This window comes from Mycobacterium sp., assembly GCF_035506235.1.
Taxonomy (GTDB): Bacteria; Actinomycetota; Actinomycetes; order Mycobacteriales; family Mycobacteriaceae; genus Mycobacterium.
This window is the reverse complement of the sequence record NZ_DATJPU010000112.1, coordinates 16,253-31,419: the sequence shown is the minus strand read 5'-3', so window position 1 is coordinate 31,419 and position 15,167 is coordinate 16,253. Positions and strand designations below refer to the sequence as shown.

Annotated in this window: 16 protein-coding genes, 1 tRNA gene and 1 other RNA gene; 7 read left to right on the top strand and 11 right to left on the bottom strand. The window is 69.2% G+C overall.

The features are described 5' to 3' along the window. Window positions 1-144 precede the first annotated feature (144 nt). The 3 genes from VMD50_RS10545 to VMD50_RS10535 are packed head-to-tail and all read right to left on the bottom strand — an operon-like array spanning window position 145 to window position 2,022. On the bottom strand, window positions 145-1,131 hold the full coding sequence (locus VMD50_RS10545; RefSeq protein WP_325427510.1) for an SDR family NAD(P)-dependent oxidoreductase: 987 nt from the start codon (window positions 1,129-1,131) through the stop codon (window positions 145-147). A 19-nt stretch (window positions 1,132-1,150) separates the two neighbouring features. Then, on the bottom strand, window positions 1,151-1,846 hold the full coding sequence (locus tag VMD50_RS10540; RefSeq protein WP_414686041.1) for a cutinase family protein: 696 nt from the start codon (window positions 1,844-1,846) through the stop codon (window positions 1,151-1,153). 2 nt (window positions 1,847-1,848) lie between these two features. Beyond that, window positions 1,849-2,022: a CsbD family protein gene (locus tag VMD50_RS10535; RefSeq protein ID WP_325427508.1), complete on the bottom strand. Its 174-nt coding sequence runs from the start codon at window positions 2,020-2,022 to the stop codon at window positions 1,849-1,851. A 97-nt stretch (window positions 2,023-2,119) separates the two neighbouring features. Here VMD50_RS10535 and VMD50_RS10530 point away from each other — a divergent pair, with 97 nt between their 5' ends. Next, window positions 2,120-2,272 (top strand): hypothetical protein, encoded by a 153-nt coding sequence (locus VMD50_RS10530; protein ID WP_325427516.1) that lies wholly within the window; start codon window positions 2,120-2,122, stop codon window positions 2,270-2,272. 60 nt (window positions 2,273-2,332) lie between these two features. After that, the gene (gene lipL / locus VMD50_RS10525) at window positions 2,333-3,640 is read left to right on the top strand and encodes an esterase/beta-lactamase LipL (RefSeq protein ID WP_325427512.1); all 1,308 of its coding nucleotides are present in this window, start codon (window positions 2,333-2,335) and stop codon (window positions 3,638-3,640) included. Here the strand turns inward: lipL and VMD50_RS10520 are convergent. From VMD50_RS10520 to VMD50_RS10510, 3 genes are read right to left on the bottom strand one after another with little or no spacing between them, the layout of a single operon-like run. Continuing rightward, a complete protein-coding gene (locus VMD50_RS10520; RefSeq protein ID WP_325427506.1) occupies window positions 3,622-4,680 on the bottom strand; it encodes an NAD(P)H-dependent amine dehydrogenase family protein in 1,059 nt (352 codons plus the stop codon). The two genes, lipL and VMD50_RS10520, sit on opposite strands and share 19 nt — an antisense overlap. 40 nt (window positions 4,681-4,720) lie before the next feature. Further along, the gene (locus tag VMD50_RS10515; protein ID WP_325427504.1) at window positions 4,721-5,878 is read right to left on the bottom strand and encodes a hypothetical protein; all 1,158 of its coding nucleotides are present in this window, start codon (window positions 5,876-5,878) and stop codon (window positions 4,721-4,723) included. Beyond that, on the bottom strand, window positions 5,875-7,194 hold the full coding sequence (locus VMD50_RS10510; RefSeq protein ID WP_325427502.1) for a hypothetical protein: 1,320 nt from the start codon (window positions 7,192-7,194) through the stop codon (window positions 5,875-5,877). Before VMD50_RS10510 ends, VMD50_RS10515 begins: the two co-directional genes overlap by 4 nt. Window positions 7,195-7,238: 44 nt before the next feature. On the opposite strand from VMD50_RS10510, the gene VMD50_RS10505 reads away from it, so the two are divergent. Further along, window positions 7,239-7,601, top strand: coding sequence for a hypothetical protein (locus VMD50_RS10505; protein ID WP_325427500.1), 363 nt, complete (start codon window positions 7,239-7,241; stop codon window positions 7,599-7,601). 4 nt (window positions 7,602-7,605) lie between these two features. Here VMD50_RS10505 and VMD50_RS10500 read toward each other — a convergent pair whose 3' ends face one another. The 3 genes from VMD50_RS10500 to VMD50_RS10490 all read right to left on the bottom strand — a co-directional run bounded on the left by VMD50_RS10500 (window position 7,606) and on the right by VMD50_RS10490 (window position 11,230). After that, entirely contained in the window at window positions 7,606-8,952 is a 1,347-nt protein-coding gene (locus tag VMD50_RS10500) for a CHAT domain-containing protein (protein ID WP_325427498.1), read from the bottom strand. Continuing rightward, the gene (locus VMD50_RS10495; protein ID WP_325427496.1) at window positions 8,949-10,652 is read right to left on the bottom strand and encodes a hypothetical protein; all 1,704 of its coding nucleotides are present in this window, start codon (window positions 10,650-10,652) and stop codon (window positions 8,949-8,951) included. The genes VMD50_RS10500 and VMD50_RS10495 overlap by 4 nt, the downstream gene beginning before the upstream one ends. A 95-nt stretch (window positions 10,653-10,747) precedes the next feature. Next, entirely contained in the window at window positions 10,748-11,230 is a 483-nt protein-coding gene (locus tag VMD50_RS10490; RefSeq protein WP_325427494.1) for a lipoprotein LpqH, read from the bottom strand. Window positions 11,231-11,378: 148 nt separating this feature from the next. Here VMD50_RS10490 and VMD50_RS10485 point away from each other — a divergent pair, with 148 nt between their 5' ends. Both VMD50_RS10485 and VMD50_RS10480 read left to right on the top strand, forming a co-directional pair. Continuing rightward, complete coding sequence (locus VMD50_RS10485; RefSeq protein WP_325427492.1) at window positions 11,379-11,756, top strand: hypothetical protein; 378 nt, start codon at window positions 11,379-11,381, stop codon at window positions 11,754-11,756. Between the two features lie 17 nt (window positions 11,757-11,773). Then, window positions 11,774-12,514: an enoyl-CoA hydratase/isomerase family protein gene (locus tag VMD50_RS10480; protein WP_325427490.1), complete on the top strand. Its 741-nt coding sequence runs from the start codon at window positions 11,774-11,776 to the stop codon at window positions 12,512-12,514. 7 nt (window positions 12,515-12,521) lie between these two features. On the opposite strand, the gene lucA is transcribed toward VMD50_RS10480, so the two are convergent. Together lucA and VMD50_RS10470 are read right to left on the bottom strand one after the other, a co-directional pair. After that, entirely contained in the window at window positions 12,522-13,307 is a 786-nt protein-coding gene (gene lucA, locus VMD50_RS10475; RefSeq protein WP_325427488.1) for a lipid uptake coordinator LucA, read from the bottom strand. A 114-nt stretch (window positions 13,308-13,421) separates the two neighbouring features. Continuing rightward, a tRNA-Ser gene (locus VMD50_RS10470) sits at window positions 13,422-13,510 on the bottom strand. Between the two features lie 89 nt (window positions 13,511-13,599). Here VMD50_RS10470 and ffs point away from each other — a divergent pair. Next, window positions 13,600-13,694: signal recognition particle sRNA small type (gene ffs, locus VMD50_RS10465), an RNA gene on the top strand. 84 nt (window positions 13,695-13,778) lie between these two features. Next, entirely contained in the window at window positions 13,779-15,077 is a 1,299-nt protein-coding gene (locus tag VMD50_RS10460; protein WP_325427486.1) for an aspartate aminotransferase type Ic, read from the top strand. Window positions 15,078-15,167: the final 90 nt, after the last annotated feature.

Genomic DNA, 15,167 nt, shown 5'->3' with positions numbered 1-15,167 from the left:
TCCGAGCGTACGGCGATGTTCCCTCCTCGGACCGCAGCCGGCGAGAGGATTAGGCCCCCGCTATTACAGCCGAAAGTCCCTCTCGAAAGTTGGGGCTGGTAACACGTTTACCGAGAAGGGACGTCGGTAGTTGCACTTTCGCGGCTAGCTGCCCGCAGCGCGCAGGGCCGCGAATGTGTCGGCGACGGTTTCTTTCGGATCCCGATAGGTGATGCCGAGTTCGCGCTCGCTGGGCGAATCGTCCGACGCTGGCATCTGCGTGTAGTACTGCATACCCGCCGACGTGAACGGGGTGTCGAAGGGCAGAAACCGGCCCGCTCGATCCATCACCGCCCCGGCCACGCGCAGCGCGGTGTCGGGGATGGGGACCGCCACCATCGGGGTGCCGGCAATCTGGCCCAGCATGGTCGCGAGCTCCGCCGCGGGAACCCGGTGACCGCCCGCGGTGTAGCGGCGCGGCCCGCGCCCCGGCTCCAGCAGTGCCGCGTGCAGCGCGGCCAGATCGCGGACATCGACGATCAACCACGCCGCGCTGCGCCCGGGGATCGCGTGCATCTGCACCGCCGCCTTGACGCCCTCGCCGGCCTCGCCGAATTGGTCGCCGGCAGGTGGGCCGAGGACCATGCCGGGGTAGGTGATGTCCACCGGCGCGCCGGCGTCCTGCAGTCCGCGAGCGTAGATTTCGACCTGCGCCTTGGACGTCCCGTAGCCGTCCGCCCCGCCCACGACCGGCAGGTCCGCCGTCAGTGTCTCCAAGCCCGGGTGAAACAGCGCGGTGAAGCTCGACACGTGAATGATCGGGTCCAGGCCCAGCTCGACGGACTGGCCGAGGACGTTCTGCGCGCCCTGCATGTTCGTGGTCAGCATCTCGTTGGTCTGACGGGGGTCGACGGCCACCAGGGCGGCGCTGTGCACGACGGCGTCGCAGCCCCGCAGGGCTTCGCGCACCGATACGCGATCGGTGATGTCGCCGACGGCGAAGTCCGACACGTCGACGCCGAGTTTGGCGACGGAGGTCTGCAGCCGGTCGGGGTTTCGCACCAGGAACCGGATGGAGTGCCCGGCGTCGGCGATGGCCTTGGCGGTCCACCCGCCGACGAACCCCGTGCCGCCCGTGACCAGAACGTGCATGGTGCGATTCTGCACCGCGCTACAGGTGACCCGCCGCGTAGGTCGCGGCCTGGCCCGTCATACCGTTCAGCGGATAGGACACATGCGCGAAGGCGTCGGTGCCGTCACCGCAGATTCCGTCGCCCGGGGCGCACAACTCAAGGGTCTTGGGCTGATACAGCGGGCCGATGACAATCACCGGTGCGCCGTACTTCTGCAGCCACGGACCCGACGGCGTCCCGAACAGCGTGACCGCGGCGACATGGTTCGCGATCTCCGGCGGCATGGGCTGGGGCACCATCGACGCCGGTACGCCCGGCGGCACGGCCGCAGAGGTGACGAAACCGGCTACGGCGGCGCCCTGGGAATACCCGCCGAGGACCTCTCTGGTCTTGGGGCAGTTCGCCGCCATCGACTCGATGTGCGTACCGGCGTCACGGATGCCGTCGATGACGGTCATCGGGAAATCGCTGTTGGAAAAGTCGGTGCTGGCGGGGTAATTGACCGGATAGACACCGAGCGACCGGCCGCCGATCTGCCCGCGCAGAGCGTCGACGAATGACCCACCGACGCCGCCGACACCGGGCGGTTCGCCGGAGCCGCGGGCGAAGACGACCTCGACGTCCGGACACGGGTCGCCGGCCGCCGAGGGAACGGGCGCACCCAGCAGGGCGGCGGCGCTCACCGCCGCCGCCCCTGCGACTCCCATAGCGAGCCGGGGCAATCCGTCGAACATCATTACTTCTTGAACGCGTCCTTCACTTTTTCGCCCGCGTCTTTCAGGCTGGACTTTGCCTGGTCCGCCCGGCCCTCGTCCCTGGTGTCGTGGTCCCCGGTGGCCTTGCCGACGGCCTCTTTGGCCCGGCCGCCCAAGTCCTCGATTTTGTTCTTCATCTTATCCGTGCCGCTCATGTGCTCCACCCTCCTGATCGTGTCGTTGTGCTGGTTGTGGCTACCCGGCGGCGGGCGACCTTGAAACCCGAACGGCAATCCGCTCATCATGGACGTCGTGAGCACCGCAGTTGTGGTGGGAATAGTGGCGGTGTTGATGCTGCTGGGCATCGGCATGGTGGTCAACCAACTGTTCCGGCTCAGAAAGTGGTTGAACGCCTCGCCCCCGAAGCAGCCGCCCGGCGACGAGGCCCCCCGTCCGCCGGAGTGATCGACCTGCGGTTCGGGCTTATGTCCAGCGCTTTGCCAGGCTGATAGCTTCATTCGCGTGATGACACCGCGTCGGGGAGCAACCCTGCTGGTGACCGACGACGGCCTGCCGCGCGGCGTGTCCGGCGCCGCCGACCCCCATTTCACCAGCGTCGTCGGACTGTTCGCCCGGCTGTTCCCCGGCCGCCGGTTCGGCGGAGGAGCGCTGGCCGTCTACATCGACGGCGCGCCCGTCGTCGACGTCTGGACGGGCTGGTCGGACCGGGCGGGCACCGAGCGCTGGACCGCTGACACCGGCGCGATGGTGTTCTCGGCGACCAAGGGCGTCGCGTCGACGGTGATTCACCGGCTGGCCGACCGGGGCCTGCTGTCCTATGACGATCCCGTCGCCGCCTACTGGCCCGACTTCGCGGCGAACGGAAAGGGCGACATCACGGTGCGCGATGTGTTGCGGCACCGGTCCGGGCTGTCGCACCTGAGGGGTGTCACCAAGGCGGAGCTGATGGACCACCTCCTGATGGAGGAGCGCCTGGCCGCCGCGCCCGTCGATCATCTGCGCGGCGTGCAGGCCTATCACGCGCTGACCTACGGGTGGCTGCTGTCGGGTCTGGCCCGTGCGGTGACGGGCAAAGGCATGCGAGAGCTCATCCGCCAGGAGATCGCACGTCCGCTCAACACCGACGGGCTGCACCTCGGTCGCCCGCCCCAAGGCGCGCCGACCAAGGCGGCTCAGGTCCTGATACCGCAGGGCAGGCTACGCGCCCCGGTGTTCAACTTCATCGCACCGAAACTGGCCGGCCTGCCGTTCTCGGGTGCCCTCGGGGCGATGTACTTCCCCGGCGTCATATCCCTCATCAAGGGGGAGACCGCGTTCCTGGACGGCGAGGTGCCGGCGGCCAACGGCGTGGTGACCGGCCGCGGTTTGGCCAAGATGTATGCGGCGCTGGCCAACGACGGCCGCATCGACGGCAAGAAGTATCTGTCCGAGGATTTGGTGCGCGGCCTGACGGGCCGGCCGCAGCGCAAGTGGCCCGACGCGAACATGGTGGTGCCCATGCCTTTTCACCTGGGCTACCACGAGTCGCCGGTGCCCGGCCTGCTCAAGGGCTTCGGCCACGTGGGTCTGGGCGGAACCCTCGGCTGGGCCGACCCCGAATCCGGCAGCGCCTTCGCGTTCGTCCACAACCGTTTGCTGACGCCGTTGCTGTTCGACATGGGGTCGTTCGCCGGCTTGGCCGGCCCGCTGCGCAACGCCATCGAGGCCGCCCGCCACCAGGGCCCGCTCGAGGTGCCGCGGCTCGGCGCGGCCTACACCAAACCCGCGCGTCGGAGGGCGGTGTCGGGCGAGGGTCAGCTCGTAGGCACGTAGCCCCGCGGAAGCGTGAGCGGCAGGTCGGCGTAGGTGACGATGCCCGGCGGCGCGGCGACAACGGCGGGGATCGCGTTGATGACGGGCATCGCCGTCATGATGTGCCCGAGCGCCATGAAGTCGGCGATCGTTTCGGCCTGGAAGTACGGGGGCGGCAGGAAGCCGACCTTGGTGGTCACCGTCGGCTGGCCGTCGATCTGGATGACCCAGCCATCCTGGTCGATCTTCCAATCGGGCTCGAGCGTCTGCCCCTTGCGCCACCGGACGTTGAGGTCGATCAGGGTTCTGCCGGCGACGATGCCCTGCCAGCTGATGTAGACGCCCGCAACACATCCCGCGGCGATCGTCCAGGACGCCATTTCGAGATCGGCTGTGGTTTGGCCAAATTCGGCGACGCAACGCACCTCGTCGAGCTCGACCCCGAGCGCGTCGCCCACCAGCCGGACGGCCTCGCCGAAAATGGCCGTCCCCTTGCGCGCCATCTCCTGCAGGTCGGGGTGGTCGATCGGCTGGCCGAAGCCGACCGGCTTCTCGGTCGCGGGCGAGTCATAGAACGTGGTGTCGGCGGCCTCGATCACGCTGACCTTGTCGATCCTGTTGCACACCATCGCCGACACGATGGCCAACAGCTCGGCGAAGCCGGGGCTGACGCCGGAACCGAATATCGTCGACCCGCCCTTCTGGCAGGCTTCGACGATTCGGTCGCGGCCCTCGCCCAGGTTGGCCCCGGTGATGAAAGACGCCGTCATCACCACGTTGACGCCCGTGGACAGGATGCGGACCAATTCGTCCACATCGATCCACATGGGGTTGTAGACGACGCAGTCCGGCTTCAGGGCAAGCAGCGCGTCCACGTCGTCGGTGGCCGCGACGCCCAGCGGCGCGATGCCGACCAGCTCGCCGGCATCGCGGCCCACCTTATCCTGTGACCAGGCATAACACCCCACGAGTTCAAGCGCGGGATTGTCGGCGATCGATTGCAGCGAGCTCGTTCCGACGTTCCCGGTGTTCCACTGGACGACCCGATAGTTGTTTGGCACTCGCTCAGCATAGGGAATGACGCCCGGCCGGGCGAGACGATCAGTAATCGGACTCGGCGGCCAGGATCTCGGCCAGGAACGCGTCGTTCGGTGGCCGGTCCAACCGTGTCCTCGCCCACCGGCGGACCCTGTCTCGGGTGTCGCGCGTCTCGGCCCCGCCCGGCACCTCGGCGCCGATGATCACCGACGTGGCCGACCAATCATGGTTCCAGGCAGCCGATTCCGTCACCAGTCGCTGCTCGCCGTCGACCAGGGGCAAGGTGGCCTCGCCGTCGGCGTCCAGGGCGCCGCTGCCGTTGATGGCCCCGGACCGCAGTCGCACCGCGATCCCGGTGGCCCGGCCGGGCCCGATGACGGCCGCGCGCACGACGGCGACCACACCGGCGCCGGCCACCTCAACGCTCCACTCGACGGTGTTCTCGCCCGCGTCGAAAATCCCGGGCGGCACCGCACTCCACTTGATGGACGCGACACCGCCGGCGATCGGGGCCGTATCCCGCGGGCCCGCCCCGGCGCCGGCGGCCAGCGCGTAGTCGTGCCGACGTCCACCGGGCTGGATCGGCTCCCCGGCCAGTGCCATGCCCGAATCATCCAGCGCCGCATATAGTTCCGCCCACCCGGCGCCGTCCACTCCCACCTCGTCGGCCACCCCGGCGCCGGCCCGCACCAAATCGCGGATCCTCGGATCGCCACCCAACACGTGGGTGATCAGGGCGGGGGCGTGCGGCGCCAGCAACTCCACCACATCCGAATCCAGGGTGTCGTCGGTGAAGAAGCCCTGCGCGCCGGAGGTCAGCAGCGCGACCTCCACGTCGAGCAGCGCGCGGTCGAGTCCGGCGATACCGTCCAGGCGGCTGACGGGCCACCAGCGCCGCAGCCAATGGCCCACGGCCAGCCGCCTGAGCGCGGCGACCGATCCGGGCACGATCTCGACGCCGGCGAGCTCGATGCCGTGCGGTTGATCGGCCGCGCTGCCGACCGCCGATACCAGGGCGACGTGCCCGGACTCGCCGAGGACGCGCCAAAGCCAGTCGGCGCGTGACAAATCCGTGAAGGTAATCCGGATGCCCGCATCGCCGGCAGGATCGTCGATCATCCAGGACAGCACCGCGCCACTGACTTCCAGCACCGCGGTGAGCGGCGTCTCGACGGGCGCGGTTCCCGTCGTCCACAGGCCGGCGTCGGCCACCAATCTCATCCGGCCACCCGCAATTCCAGCATCGCCTTGATCCGCTGCCGGTGGTCCAGGCTGACCGACCGGGCGACGCCCTCCAGCAGGGACCGCACCTCGTCGACGTCGTCGCAGGGCTCCTGCCAGACGTCGCGTCCGTGCAGACGTGCCCAGAGCCGGCTCAGGTAGGGCTGGGCGTAGGCCCCGAGGTCGTCCACCACCTGCCGTTGGCGGGGATGGATCGGGCCGCCCTCGGCGAGGTAGCGCCGGGCGTGCAACACGTAGGCCTCCTTGCGCAGCCGGGCCTGGATCTGCGCCGCCAGCGCGTAGCGGCTCGGGACGGAGGGGCTCAGGGGCGCCAGTTCGACGGCCACCTCGATGCCGGCCACCAGCGTGGCCTGCTTGTCCTCGGACAACAGCCCCCACGGCGCGGACGCCCGGTCGACCTCCTCCTCGCACAGCAGCGGGATGTCGGGCAGCGCGTCGCGGTCCAGGGCGCGCCGCAACGTCGCGCGCACCCGAACCACCACGCTGCGATCCAGCGGACGATCGCTGTCGGATTCGCCCGCGATCCGGGGTTGTCGTTGTGGCACAGTCGAACTCAAGCCGAGCTCGACGATCGACCACGGCAGCTCGGCCTCTTCCACCCGGGCCAGCGCCCCCAGGTTGTACGGGGTGGCGTCGGCGATCGCGGCCGACCAGGCGCGCTGCCGGGCCGCCGCGGCGCGATAACTGTTGGCGGGGCCCAGCACCGTGCCGAGCTCTGCCAGGAACGGACCGGTGGCGGCTTGCGCGGGCCGCACGTCACGCCAGCTGCGGTCGAGCTGGTCGGCCAGCCTGCCGACGACATCGGGGCTCGCCACGTATTGGCGCAGCGTCTCGATCGCGGTGCGGTCGCGGCCCTGGTGGATGTCGGCGAGCAGGGTCGCCGCCGTTTCTCGATCCTGCGGCGCCGGTGCGCCTTTCGTCACTGCGAGCTCGAAGCAGATTGGGAAGTACAGTTCCTGGGCGTTGCCGGTGCGGATCCGCTGCCTGCGGCGCTCGAGCTTGAGGGTATCGAACCATGCTGCGGCATAACGCAGTTCACGCGCGTTCCCGACGATCAGGTCGTGCATCGCGGCCGCGGTTTCCGGCGGGACGACCGGGGCCGAGTACTGCGGATTTGATCGTAACCGGAGCACCAAGGGGTCGAGGATGCGTTTGACGGTCCGGCTCAACGGTCCGCCGTCGTCGCTGCTGAGCACCTCGACACCGGGGCCGATCTCGCGCCACGCCGCCTCGATCACCGACCGGCGTGGGTGGCCCACGGCGACGTCGGCCGCCACCTGCGAATCCGCGCTCATCGACACAGGATAGGGGCATTCGGAAAATATCGGCAGCCGAAAAGTTGGGTTCGGTAGCCGCCCGGCCGTTGGAGCCTGATGGCATGAAGAAGCTACTCATGCTGCTGTCGGGGACGGGCCGGTTGCCGGTCGCGCCGCGTCGGGGCGCGGCGGGCCCCACCGTCGGGGTCGGCACCGTGCGCAAGGTCGGCGACGAGCGCCAGGTTCTCATCGAGGTGGTGGCGGTTTCCGGCGAGACGTTCATCGGCAAGTTGGCACGCGGCAAGGGCGATCCGGACGTGTCGATGCTGCGGCCCGGGCTGGTCGTGCTGGTGGTGTTCGATCCCGCTGCCCGCGAAAGGCTTTCGCTGCCGACTGACGTGGAGGCGGTGCTGGCCGTGCACGCGTCCTGGCCGGCGTCGGTCTGAGCTTTTATCGTGCGCCGTCGACGGCGAAGGTCGCCAGGGCACCCCAGTACAGCGGGCCGGCGCAGACGTCGCCGTCACGCCAGCGCCGCAGCTGCTCACGCTGCCAACGGTTCACCGCACACCCCGCGTCGGCGCCGTCGTGCGCGTCGTCCACGGCGACAACGACATCGGCCATCGGGTCGGCCGGGTCGTGGTTCGCGAATTGTCGATAGGCCGAGGAGGTGGGCAGCGACCACAAGGTGGCGGTCACCAGCTCGGCCCCGCCGAGGATCATCGCCGCGACCAGCCCCGTCGCCTCGTCGAATTGATAATCGCCGCCCGATCCACAGGCCAGCAGGGCAACCCGCGGTGGGATCGGCAGTTGCAGCGACATCAGGTCCGATGCGGTCAGCGGGCGATGATCGCCGACTACCTCGGCGTCTCCGGGGATCCCGGCCGTGCAGGCTAGGTGCAGCGCGGCCCGGTCGGCCCGGCCGTGCGCCGAACTGGCGTGGCCGACGTACATGAGCCGGCTCGGGGCCAGTGCCAGCTGCTTGGCCAGCCAGATCCGGTCGGCGTCTTGACGGCGGAACAGCCCGACCGCCTCGCCGACCTCGGGCAGCACCGGGCGGCGACCCATCAGCTCGGCGAAGTGCTGCGCCAATGGCGTTTCCGGCGACGGCCTGCCGAGCACCGAGCCCAGCGCGGAGTCGGGGCGCTGTCCCGGCACCCGGGGATCGAGGAGCAGCACCGGCGGACCGTCCCGCCTGGCGTCCCAGCCGGCCGGCACGCGCGGCGAGTGAACGATGTTGGGCGGCACCGCCATCAGCACGTCGACCAGTTCCATCAGCCGGTGGCCGTCGGTGTGGGCGCCGATATCTGCCAGCTGCCAAGGGATTCGGGCGGCCACTCTGCCGCTGCGGGTAATGGCATCCTGGCGGGCCCGCACCAGCTCTTCCTTGCTTGGTCCCGACTTCGGCACCGCCAGCAGCCCCCAGGGAACGCGTGCCAGCCGCGCGCTGGGCGAGACGAACAGCACCGCCCGCGGCGATGCCACGCACTCCGCCAACAGCTCCCACCCCGCGGAGCCGATCAGCAGCACCCCGAGGATGTAGGCCACCGTGAGTTCGGTGTCCGGCGTCGCGAAAGGGCCCGTGGTCAGTGCCCGCTCGATGGCGTCGCGCCGGCTCTCGGCCCCGTGCGGCTCGGGTAGGGCATCGGTCAGCTCTTGCAACGCCGCGAGCAGGATCGGGTCTTCCACCACCCAATTGACGGTCCTCGACGGCTGCCCCACGACCCGCAAACTGCCGTAGGTGGCGATCCCGACATCGGCGAACCGCAGCACCAGAGTCAGCCGGCCCAAATCGCTCATGGCCAGGTCGACCAGGCCGGCTCGGCGGCGGTGACGTCGCGACCGTAGCGTTCGAAAGCCAGTGCGCGATAATGGCTCATGATCGGCAGGCTGTCGGGCTGCATCCGCAGCGGCGGCAACGGGCCGAGCCGCGTCAGCGAGCCGCCGGCACCCGCCGCCGACGGGCCGGCCGCGGCCAGCGCCAAGTCCGAGTCGGTGTCGATGACCACCGTCGCAGTGGCCGTCGATGCCCATTCGCCGATCTTCGGCCGCTGCGCGTCGGTGTCGAAAGTGCCGCGCGCGCTGTGGTATTCGACCAACTCGCTGACCAACTGGGTGTTTTCCCACTCCCACGCGACGGCGAAGGCGCCCGCCAGGATGGGGGCCGAAATGCTGGTGGCCCAGCGCGATCTCGCGTCGGCGTCGGCGATCGAATACCGCACCGAATCGACCGCCAGCGCGGCCGGAACCTTGAGCTCCGCGGCCCGTTCGAGCTTGGCCATCGCACGCCAGTAAGCCGGCGTGCCGACTTCGCCTGTGAGGATGCCGAGTCCCTGCGCCTGCCGCGCCTCGGTTTCCTGCAGCGTCTCGTCGGGATCGCCCGAACTGTCGAAACCGAGGTCGGCCAGGGCATCCGCGCGCCACACGGTGCCGAGATGACTGTCGAGCTGGGCATACTGCAACCAACTGCTGCGGGGGGACGAGTCGAGTAGTTCCCGGGCCTGGGCGATCAGCTCGACCGCGTCGGCAAAACGGCTCCAAAAGATTGCGATCCAGCTGCGCTGCAACAAGATACGGTGCAGGTGCAGGGGCTTCCCCAGGTCGCGCCAGTGCCGCTCGGCATGCTCCCAGCACTCGTCGGCGGCCTCCAGGGCACCCGATCCCAGCCGGGTGAGGCCCAGATACAGCCAGCAACGGGCGACGTCGTGCGCCCGGGCGTATCGAGCGATGACGGGCTGGGCCTCGGACACCAGCTGCTCGGTCGTCGCGTGGTCGCCCACCGACCAGCACGCCGCCGCGCGCTCCAATTTCGTTCTGGCGCTTGCCAGTTCCCATCCCCGCGCCTCTGCCCTGGCCCCCGCGCGACGCAACCAGGGTTCGGCTTCGGCCAACCGGCCCGTCTCCACGCAGAATCTGCCGTATGCGGTGCCCGCGGCGATCAGGAGATGGTCGGCGAACTCGCCGCCATCTCGGAGGTGGTCCACGCCATCAAGCACCCGTTCCCACAAGGGGACTGATCGCACATGCAGGTCGTCGTCGCAGAGCGCCGTGGCGCACAAGACTTGGGCGTAGGTGCGCAGGTAGGTGCGTTCATCGGCGAGGTCGGCGACGTTCCCATCGGATGTGGTGTCGCTCAACTCGCTCAGCGCCGACGCGGCGCCCTCATGGTCGCCAACGGCCGCGGCCAGGCCCGTTTCCAGGAACTGCGCCCGTCGGGAATACCGAGAGATCAGGTGCGCGGCTTCCGGCATCGCGCCGGTGGCGATTCCCGAATAAATGCCCAAGCAGTCGCGGATGCGCCGGATGGACTCGCGCACCCCGTCATTCACTCCGCGCACCAGGTAGATCTCACCAAGCTGCGCAAAGACTTCCAGCATGAGATCGTCTCGATCTTCCCGCTCGATCTGCGGCACCAGTGACAACAGCAGATCCCGGGCCCGCGTCTCGTCGGCGGCAAACGCCAGCCGACGGGCATTCGCCAATTCGGCGGGGATCGACACGGCTGCATCATAAGTCCGCCGTCGTGGGCGTGGCGAGGATCCGGGGCGGCGGACGCGAGAGTGAAGGCACGCCCGCCGCCCCGGGGTTCGATCGATCAACCGCAAGTCACCTTGATGTTGAAGTCCCTGGTGACCATTCCGGCCATCGGGTTCTTCATGTCAGCGCCCTGCGCCTGGCCGGTGATGGTGTAGGTCTTGCCGTCCACCGCCACGTTGGCCGAACCGACCTTCGCGCCCATCCCGTTGCTGACGGACAGGGCGCTGCCGTCGACAAAGAGGGCCAGCGACTCGACCTTCGGGGTGGCCTCGTCGGTCATGACCACCGCCAGCGCCTGCTGGGCGCCGCTGTTGCCGCTGCCGATGTCGATCTTTCCGCCCGTCCTGACGCAGGTCACTGACGCCGGGTTCAGGCCGGCCAGGTCGGTGCCGCCCACCTTGACTTGCGCGTTGGTGCCGGTGGTGGCGGCGCCGGGCGCCGCGCTCGACGCCGGGCTGGCCGTGTGGCCCCCGCTCGAGCAGCCCACCAGCGCCGACGCGACGCCGAGGGTTCCAATCGCTCCCGCGATAAGACGTTTCACTGGTTTTCCTTCCTTCATGCGCCGCCCCGTTGGCGCCGCCATGGGCGCAAGTACAGACGGGCGGGCCTGCTACCGATCCCAATTTCGGCGCCGGCCCGGTAGGCTGCCAGAACCCACGCGGTCACGGCCCGACGAAGGGAGATGCGCGATGGCAGGCGTGAAATGGCTGGAAGAGCCTGAGTCCCACGACTTTCCGGCGGCAGCCGACTACCTCGCCTTGCTCGCGGATCCGGGCACCGCCAATCAGCTGTCGGAAAAGCTGAAGGCCGGAATCGTCAGCCGGAAGAAGGCCAAGGACATTCTGCGTGCGGCGCGGCTGGGGCTGTTACCCGAAGACAATCCGCACGTCGCCGCCGATCTCTCCAGGATCAAGAAGGGCGAGGCGTTGTCGCCCATCCTGCTCGTGCGCGGCGACCTCACGACGGGCGTCCCGCTGCAGATCGCCGACGGCTACCACCGCGTGTGCGCGAGCTACCACACCGACGAGAACACCGACATCCCGGTCATTATCGTCTCGGCCGGCTGACGGAGGGGAGCGTCATCGTGATCGAGATCGAAGCCGTCGGTGCGGTCCGGGTGCTGACCCTTTGCTCCGGGCCCGTCAACGCCCTCGATGTCGAGCTGCTGAAAGAGCTGACCGACGCGCTGGGCGAACTGCAGCACTCGGGCGCCGGAGCGCTGGTCGTCACCGGCGCTGGCCGCGCATTCAGCGCCGGGGTCGACCTCAACCGCGTGGTCGACGGCGGTGCCGACTACGCCGGCCGGCTGATCCCGGCGCTGTCCGAGGCGTTCGAGGCGTTGTTCTGCTACCCCGGCCCGACCGTGGCCGCGATCAACGGCGCCGCCATCGCGGGCGGCTGCGTGCTGGCGTGCGCCTGCGACCGCCGGCTGATCGGCCCGGACGCGCAGATCGGCGCGTCCGAGGTCCGCGTCGGGGTGCCGTTTCCGGTCACGGCGCTCGAAGTGATGCGCCACGCGTGCGGGGACCGCGCCGAGGACGTGTTGCTTGGCGGCCGCGTCTATCGGGGTGACGAGGTCATCGCCAACGGACTCGCCCACCGCGTCGTCGCCGACGATCTCGTCGGGGCGGCGGTGGCGGAGGCCGCCGACCGCGGTGGCATCCCGGCCGACGCCTATCGCCACACCAAAGCGCAGCTGCGCGCCCCCGCGCTGGCACGGATGCGCGAGGGCGGCCTGATCGACAGCGAGGTCCGCCAGCTGTGGGGCGCCGACCAGACGCAGCGACGCATCGCCGCCTACGTCGAGGGCCTCAAGCGCCGTTAAGGCTGCGTCATTCGTCGAGCGCGACGCCGCCGCGGGTGCGCCGGCGCCGCATCCGGTGGGAGCCCTTGCCCGTCGGGCGGCGGTTGCGCAACCCAGCCTGGGTCTCTTCGGCGGCCTCGCCTTCCTCGGTGTCTTGCGCGGCCGGTGCTGCTTGGGTGTCTTCGGAGGGCTCGCTGGCCGTTACCTCGGTTTCTGCGGCCTCTTCGGCCTCTTCAGCCTGCTCCGGCGCTTCGGCTTCGTCGGTTTCTGCGGCCTCTTCGGCCTCGGGCTCTGCGCCCTTCGCCTCTTCGGTCTCGTCGCCCTTCTCACCGCGGCCCCGCTTCTTGCGCTGCTTTTCCTTCTTGGGCTTGAGCGGCTTCGGCGGGGGCGGCGGCAGCTCGGCGATAAATGACAGATAAAACGCGAAGACACCGAGCAGCGCGATCGCGGCGGCGGCGCCATAAACGCCGAACAGCCACCGCCCGGCGGCGTCGAGGCTGAGCCAGATCTCGCTGATCGCGGCTCCGATGATCAGCCCGCCGGCCAGCACGTGGGCCACGATCGACCACACCCTGATGGTCAGCGCCAGCTGCGGCGTGCCCAACTCCGGCTTGCGGGTCCGCAACTGGGTGAAAACCACGGGCAACGCGGCGAGGGCGACCAGCGCGCCGGTCACGATCCGCAGCGTCGTCCCCAGCGAATGCGTGGTCTCGCCCATCAGCTCAGGCCAGCGGGGCAACACGAAAAAGAAGTAGAGGACGCCGGCAGCGATCGTAAACGCCGCGTGCCACGGTATGGCGACCTTGCGCCCCATACGCCTCCTCATGCTGCCGGTGAGCCTTGCTGGCCGGTAAGCCAGCCTAAAGGCCGGTCAAACCGATTCCAACAACCCCCCGTGCGTGGTCGCGCCCCAACCGAGTACGACCGATGGCGGAGGATGCGGGATTTGAACCCGCGAGGGCTGTTAACCCAACCCGCGTTCCAGGCGAGCGCCATAGGCCACTAGGCGAATCCTCCGTGGGCCATGGTAACCGAGTGTGCCAGCCCGTCTTGCAAGGTCGCCGCCGGTCGCCGCGGGTCGGGTCAAAGGCAGGTATTACACTCGCCATGGACCCCGCGCGGCGTCTATCCTGTGAACTCCCCCAGGGCCGGAAGGCAGCAAGGGTCAATGGGCTCTGTCGGGTGCGCGGGGTCCCCTGTGTGTGATGAGTGGCGACCCGCTGCGCCCGGCTCCGCCGCGCTTGCGATCGCCTAGGCAAAGCGTTCGACGGCGAAAGGGCCCACGGTGTCGTTCGAGTCCCTCAGCCCTGACGAGCTGACTGCGGTGCACGCGCGCAACCGGCAGGACTACGCGGAGCTGCAGGCCAAGAAGCTGGCTTTGGACCTGACCCGCGGCAAACCGTCGCCCGAGCAGCTCGACCTGTCCAACCAGCTGCTGAGCCTGCCCGGAGACGATTACCGCGATTCCGAGGGCACCGATACCCGCAACTACGGCGGCCTGCACGGCCTGCCTGAGCTGCGGGCCATCTTCGGGGAGCTGCTGGGCATCCCGGTGCAAAACCTGATCGCCGGCAACAACTCCAGCCTGGAGCTGATGCACGATCTCGTCGCCTTCTCGCTGCTCTACGGTGGGGTGGACTCGCCGCGGCCCTGGAAGGACGAGGCGGCCGTCAAGTTCCTCTGCCCGGTCCCCGGCTACGATCGCCACTTCGCCATCACCGAGACGATGGGCATCGAGATGATCGCCGTCCCGATGTTGCAGGACGGGCCGGATGTCGACCTGATCGAGGAGTTGGTCGCCGTCGACCCCGCGATCAAGGGGATGTGGGCGGTACCCGTGTTCGGCAACCCCACCGGCATCACCTACTCCTGGGAGACGGTTCGCCGGCTCGTGCAGATGCGCACGGCAGCACCCGACTTCCGGCTGTTCTGGGACAACGCTTACGCGGTGCACACCCTGACGCACGAGTTCGTCCGCCAGGTGGACGTGCTCGGGCTGGCGGCCACGGCCGGCAACCCCAACCGGCCCTACGTTTTCGCGTCGACCTCGAAGATCACCTTCGCCGGCGCCGGGGTCAGCTTCCTGGGCGGGTCGCTGGGCAACATCGCCTGGTACCTGCAGTACGCGGCGAAGAAGTCGATCGGCCCGGACAAGGTCAACCAGCTGCGGCACGCGCGCTTCTTCGGCGACGCCGACGGGGTGCGCCTGCAGATGCTGCGTCACCAGCAGATCCTGGCGCCGAAGTTCACACTGGCGCTCGAGATTCTCGACAACCGGCTGAGCGAATCGAAGATCGCCTCGTGGACCGAGCCCACGGGCGGCTACTTCATCAGCCTCGACGTGTTGCCCGGCACGGCGCGGCGCACCGTCGCCCTGGCCAAGGACGCCGGCATCGCGGTGACCGAGGCGGGCGCGTCGTTCCCGTACCGAAAGGACCCGGATGACAAGAACATCCGGATCGCGCCCACGTTCCCGTCGCTGCCGGACCTGCGCGACGCGGTCGACGGGCTGGCGACGTGCGCGCTGCTGGCGGCTACGGAGTCGTTGCTGAACTTGGCGCCGTCCGCGTCGAATACGCGCTGACGGCGGGAAAAGCCGGAAATCCCGCCCCACCTCACTGGAAGCCACTGATGCACACTGCTTGGTGGATGGACAAGTGGGTTTTAGCTGGCC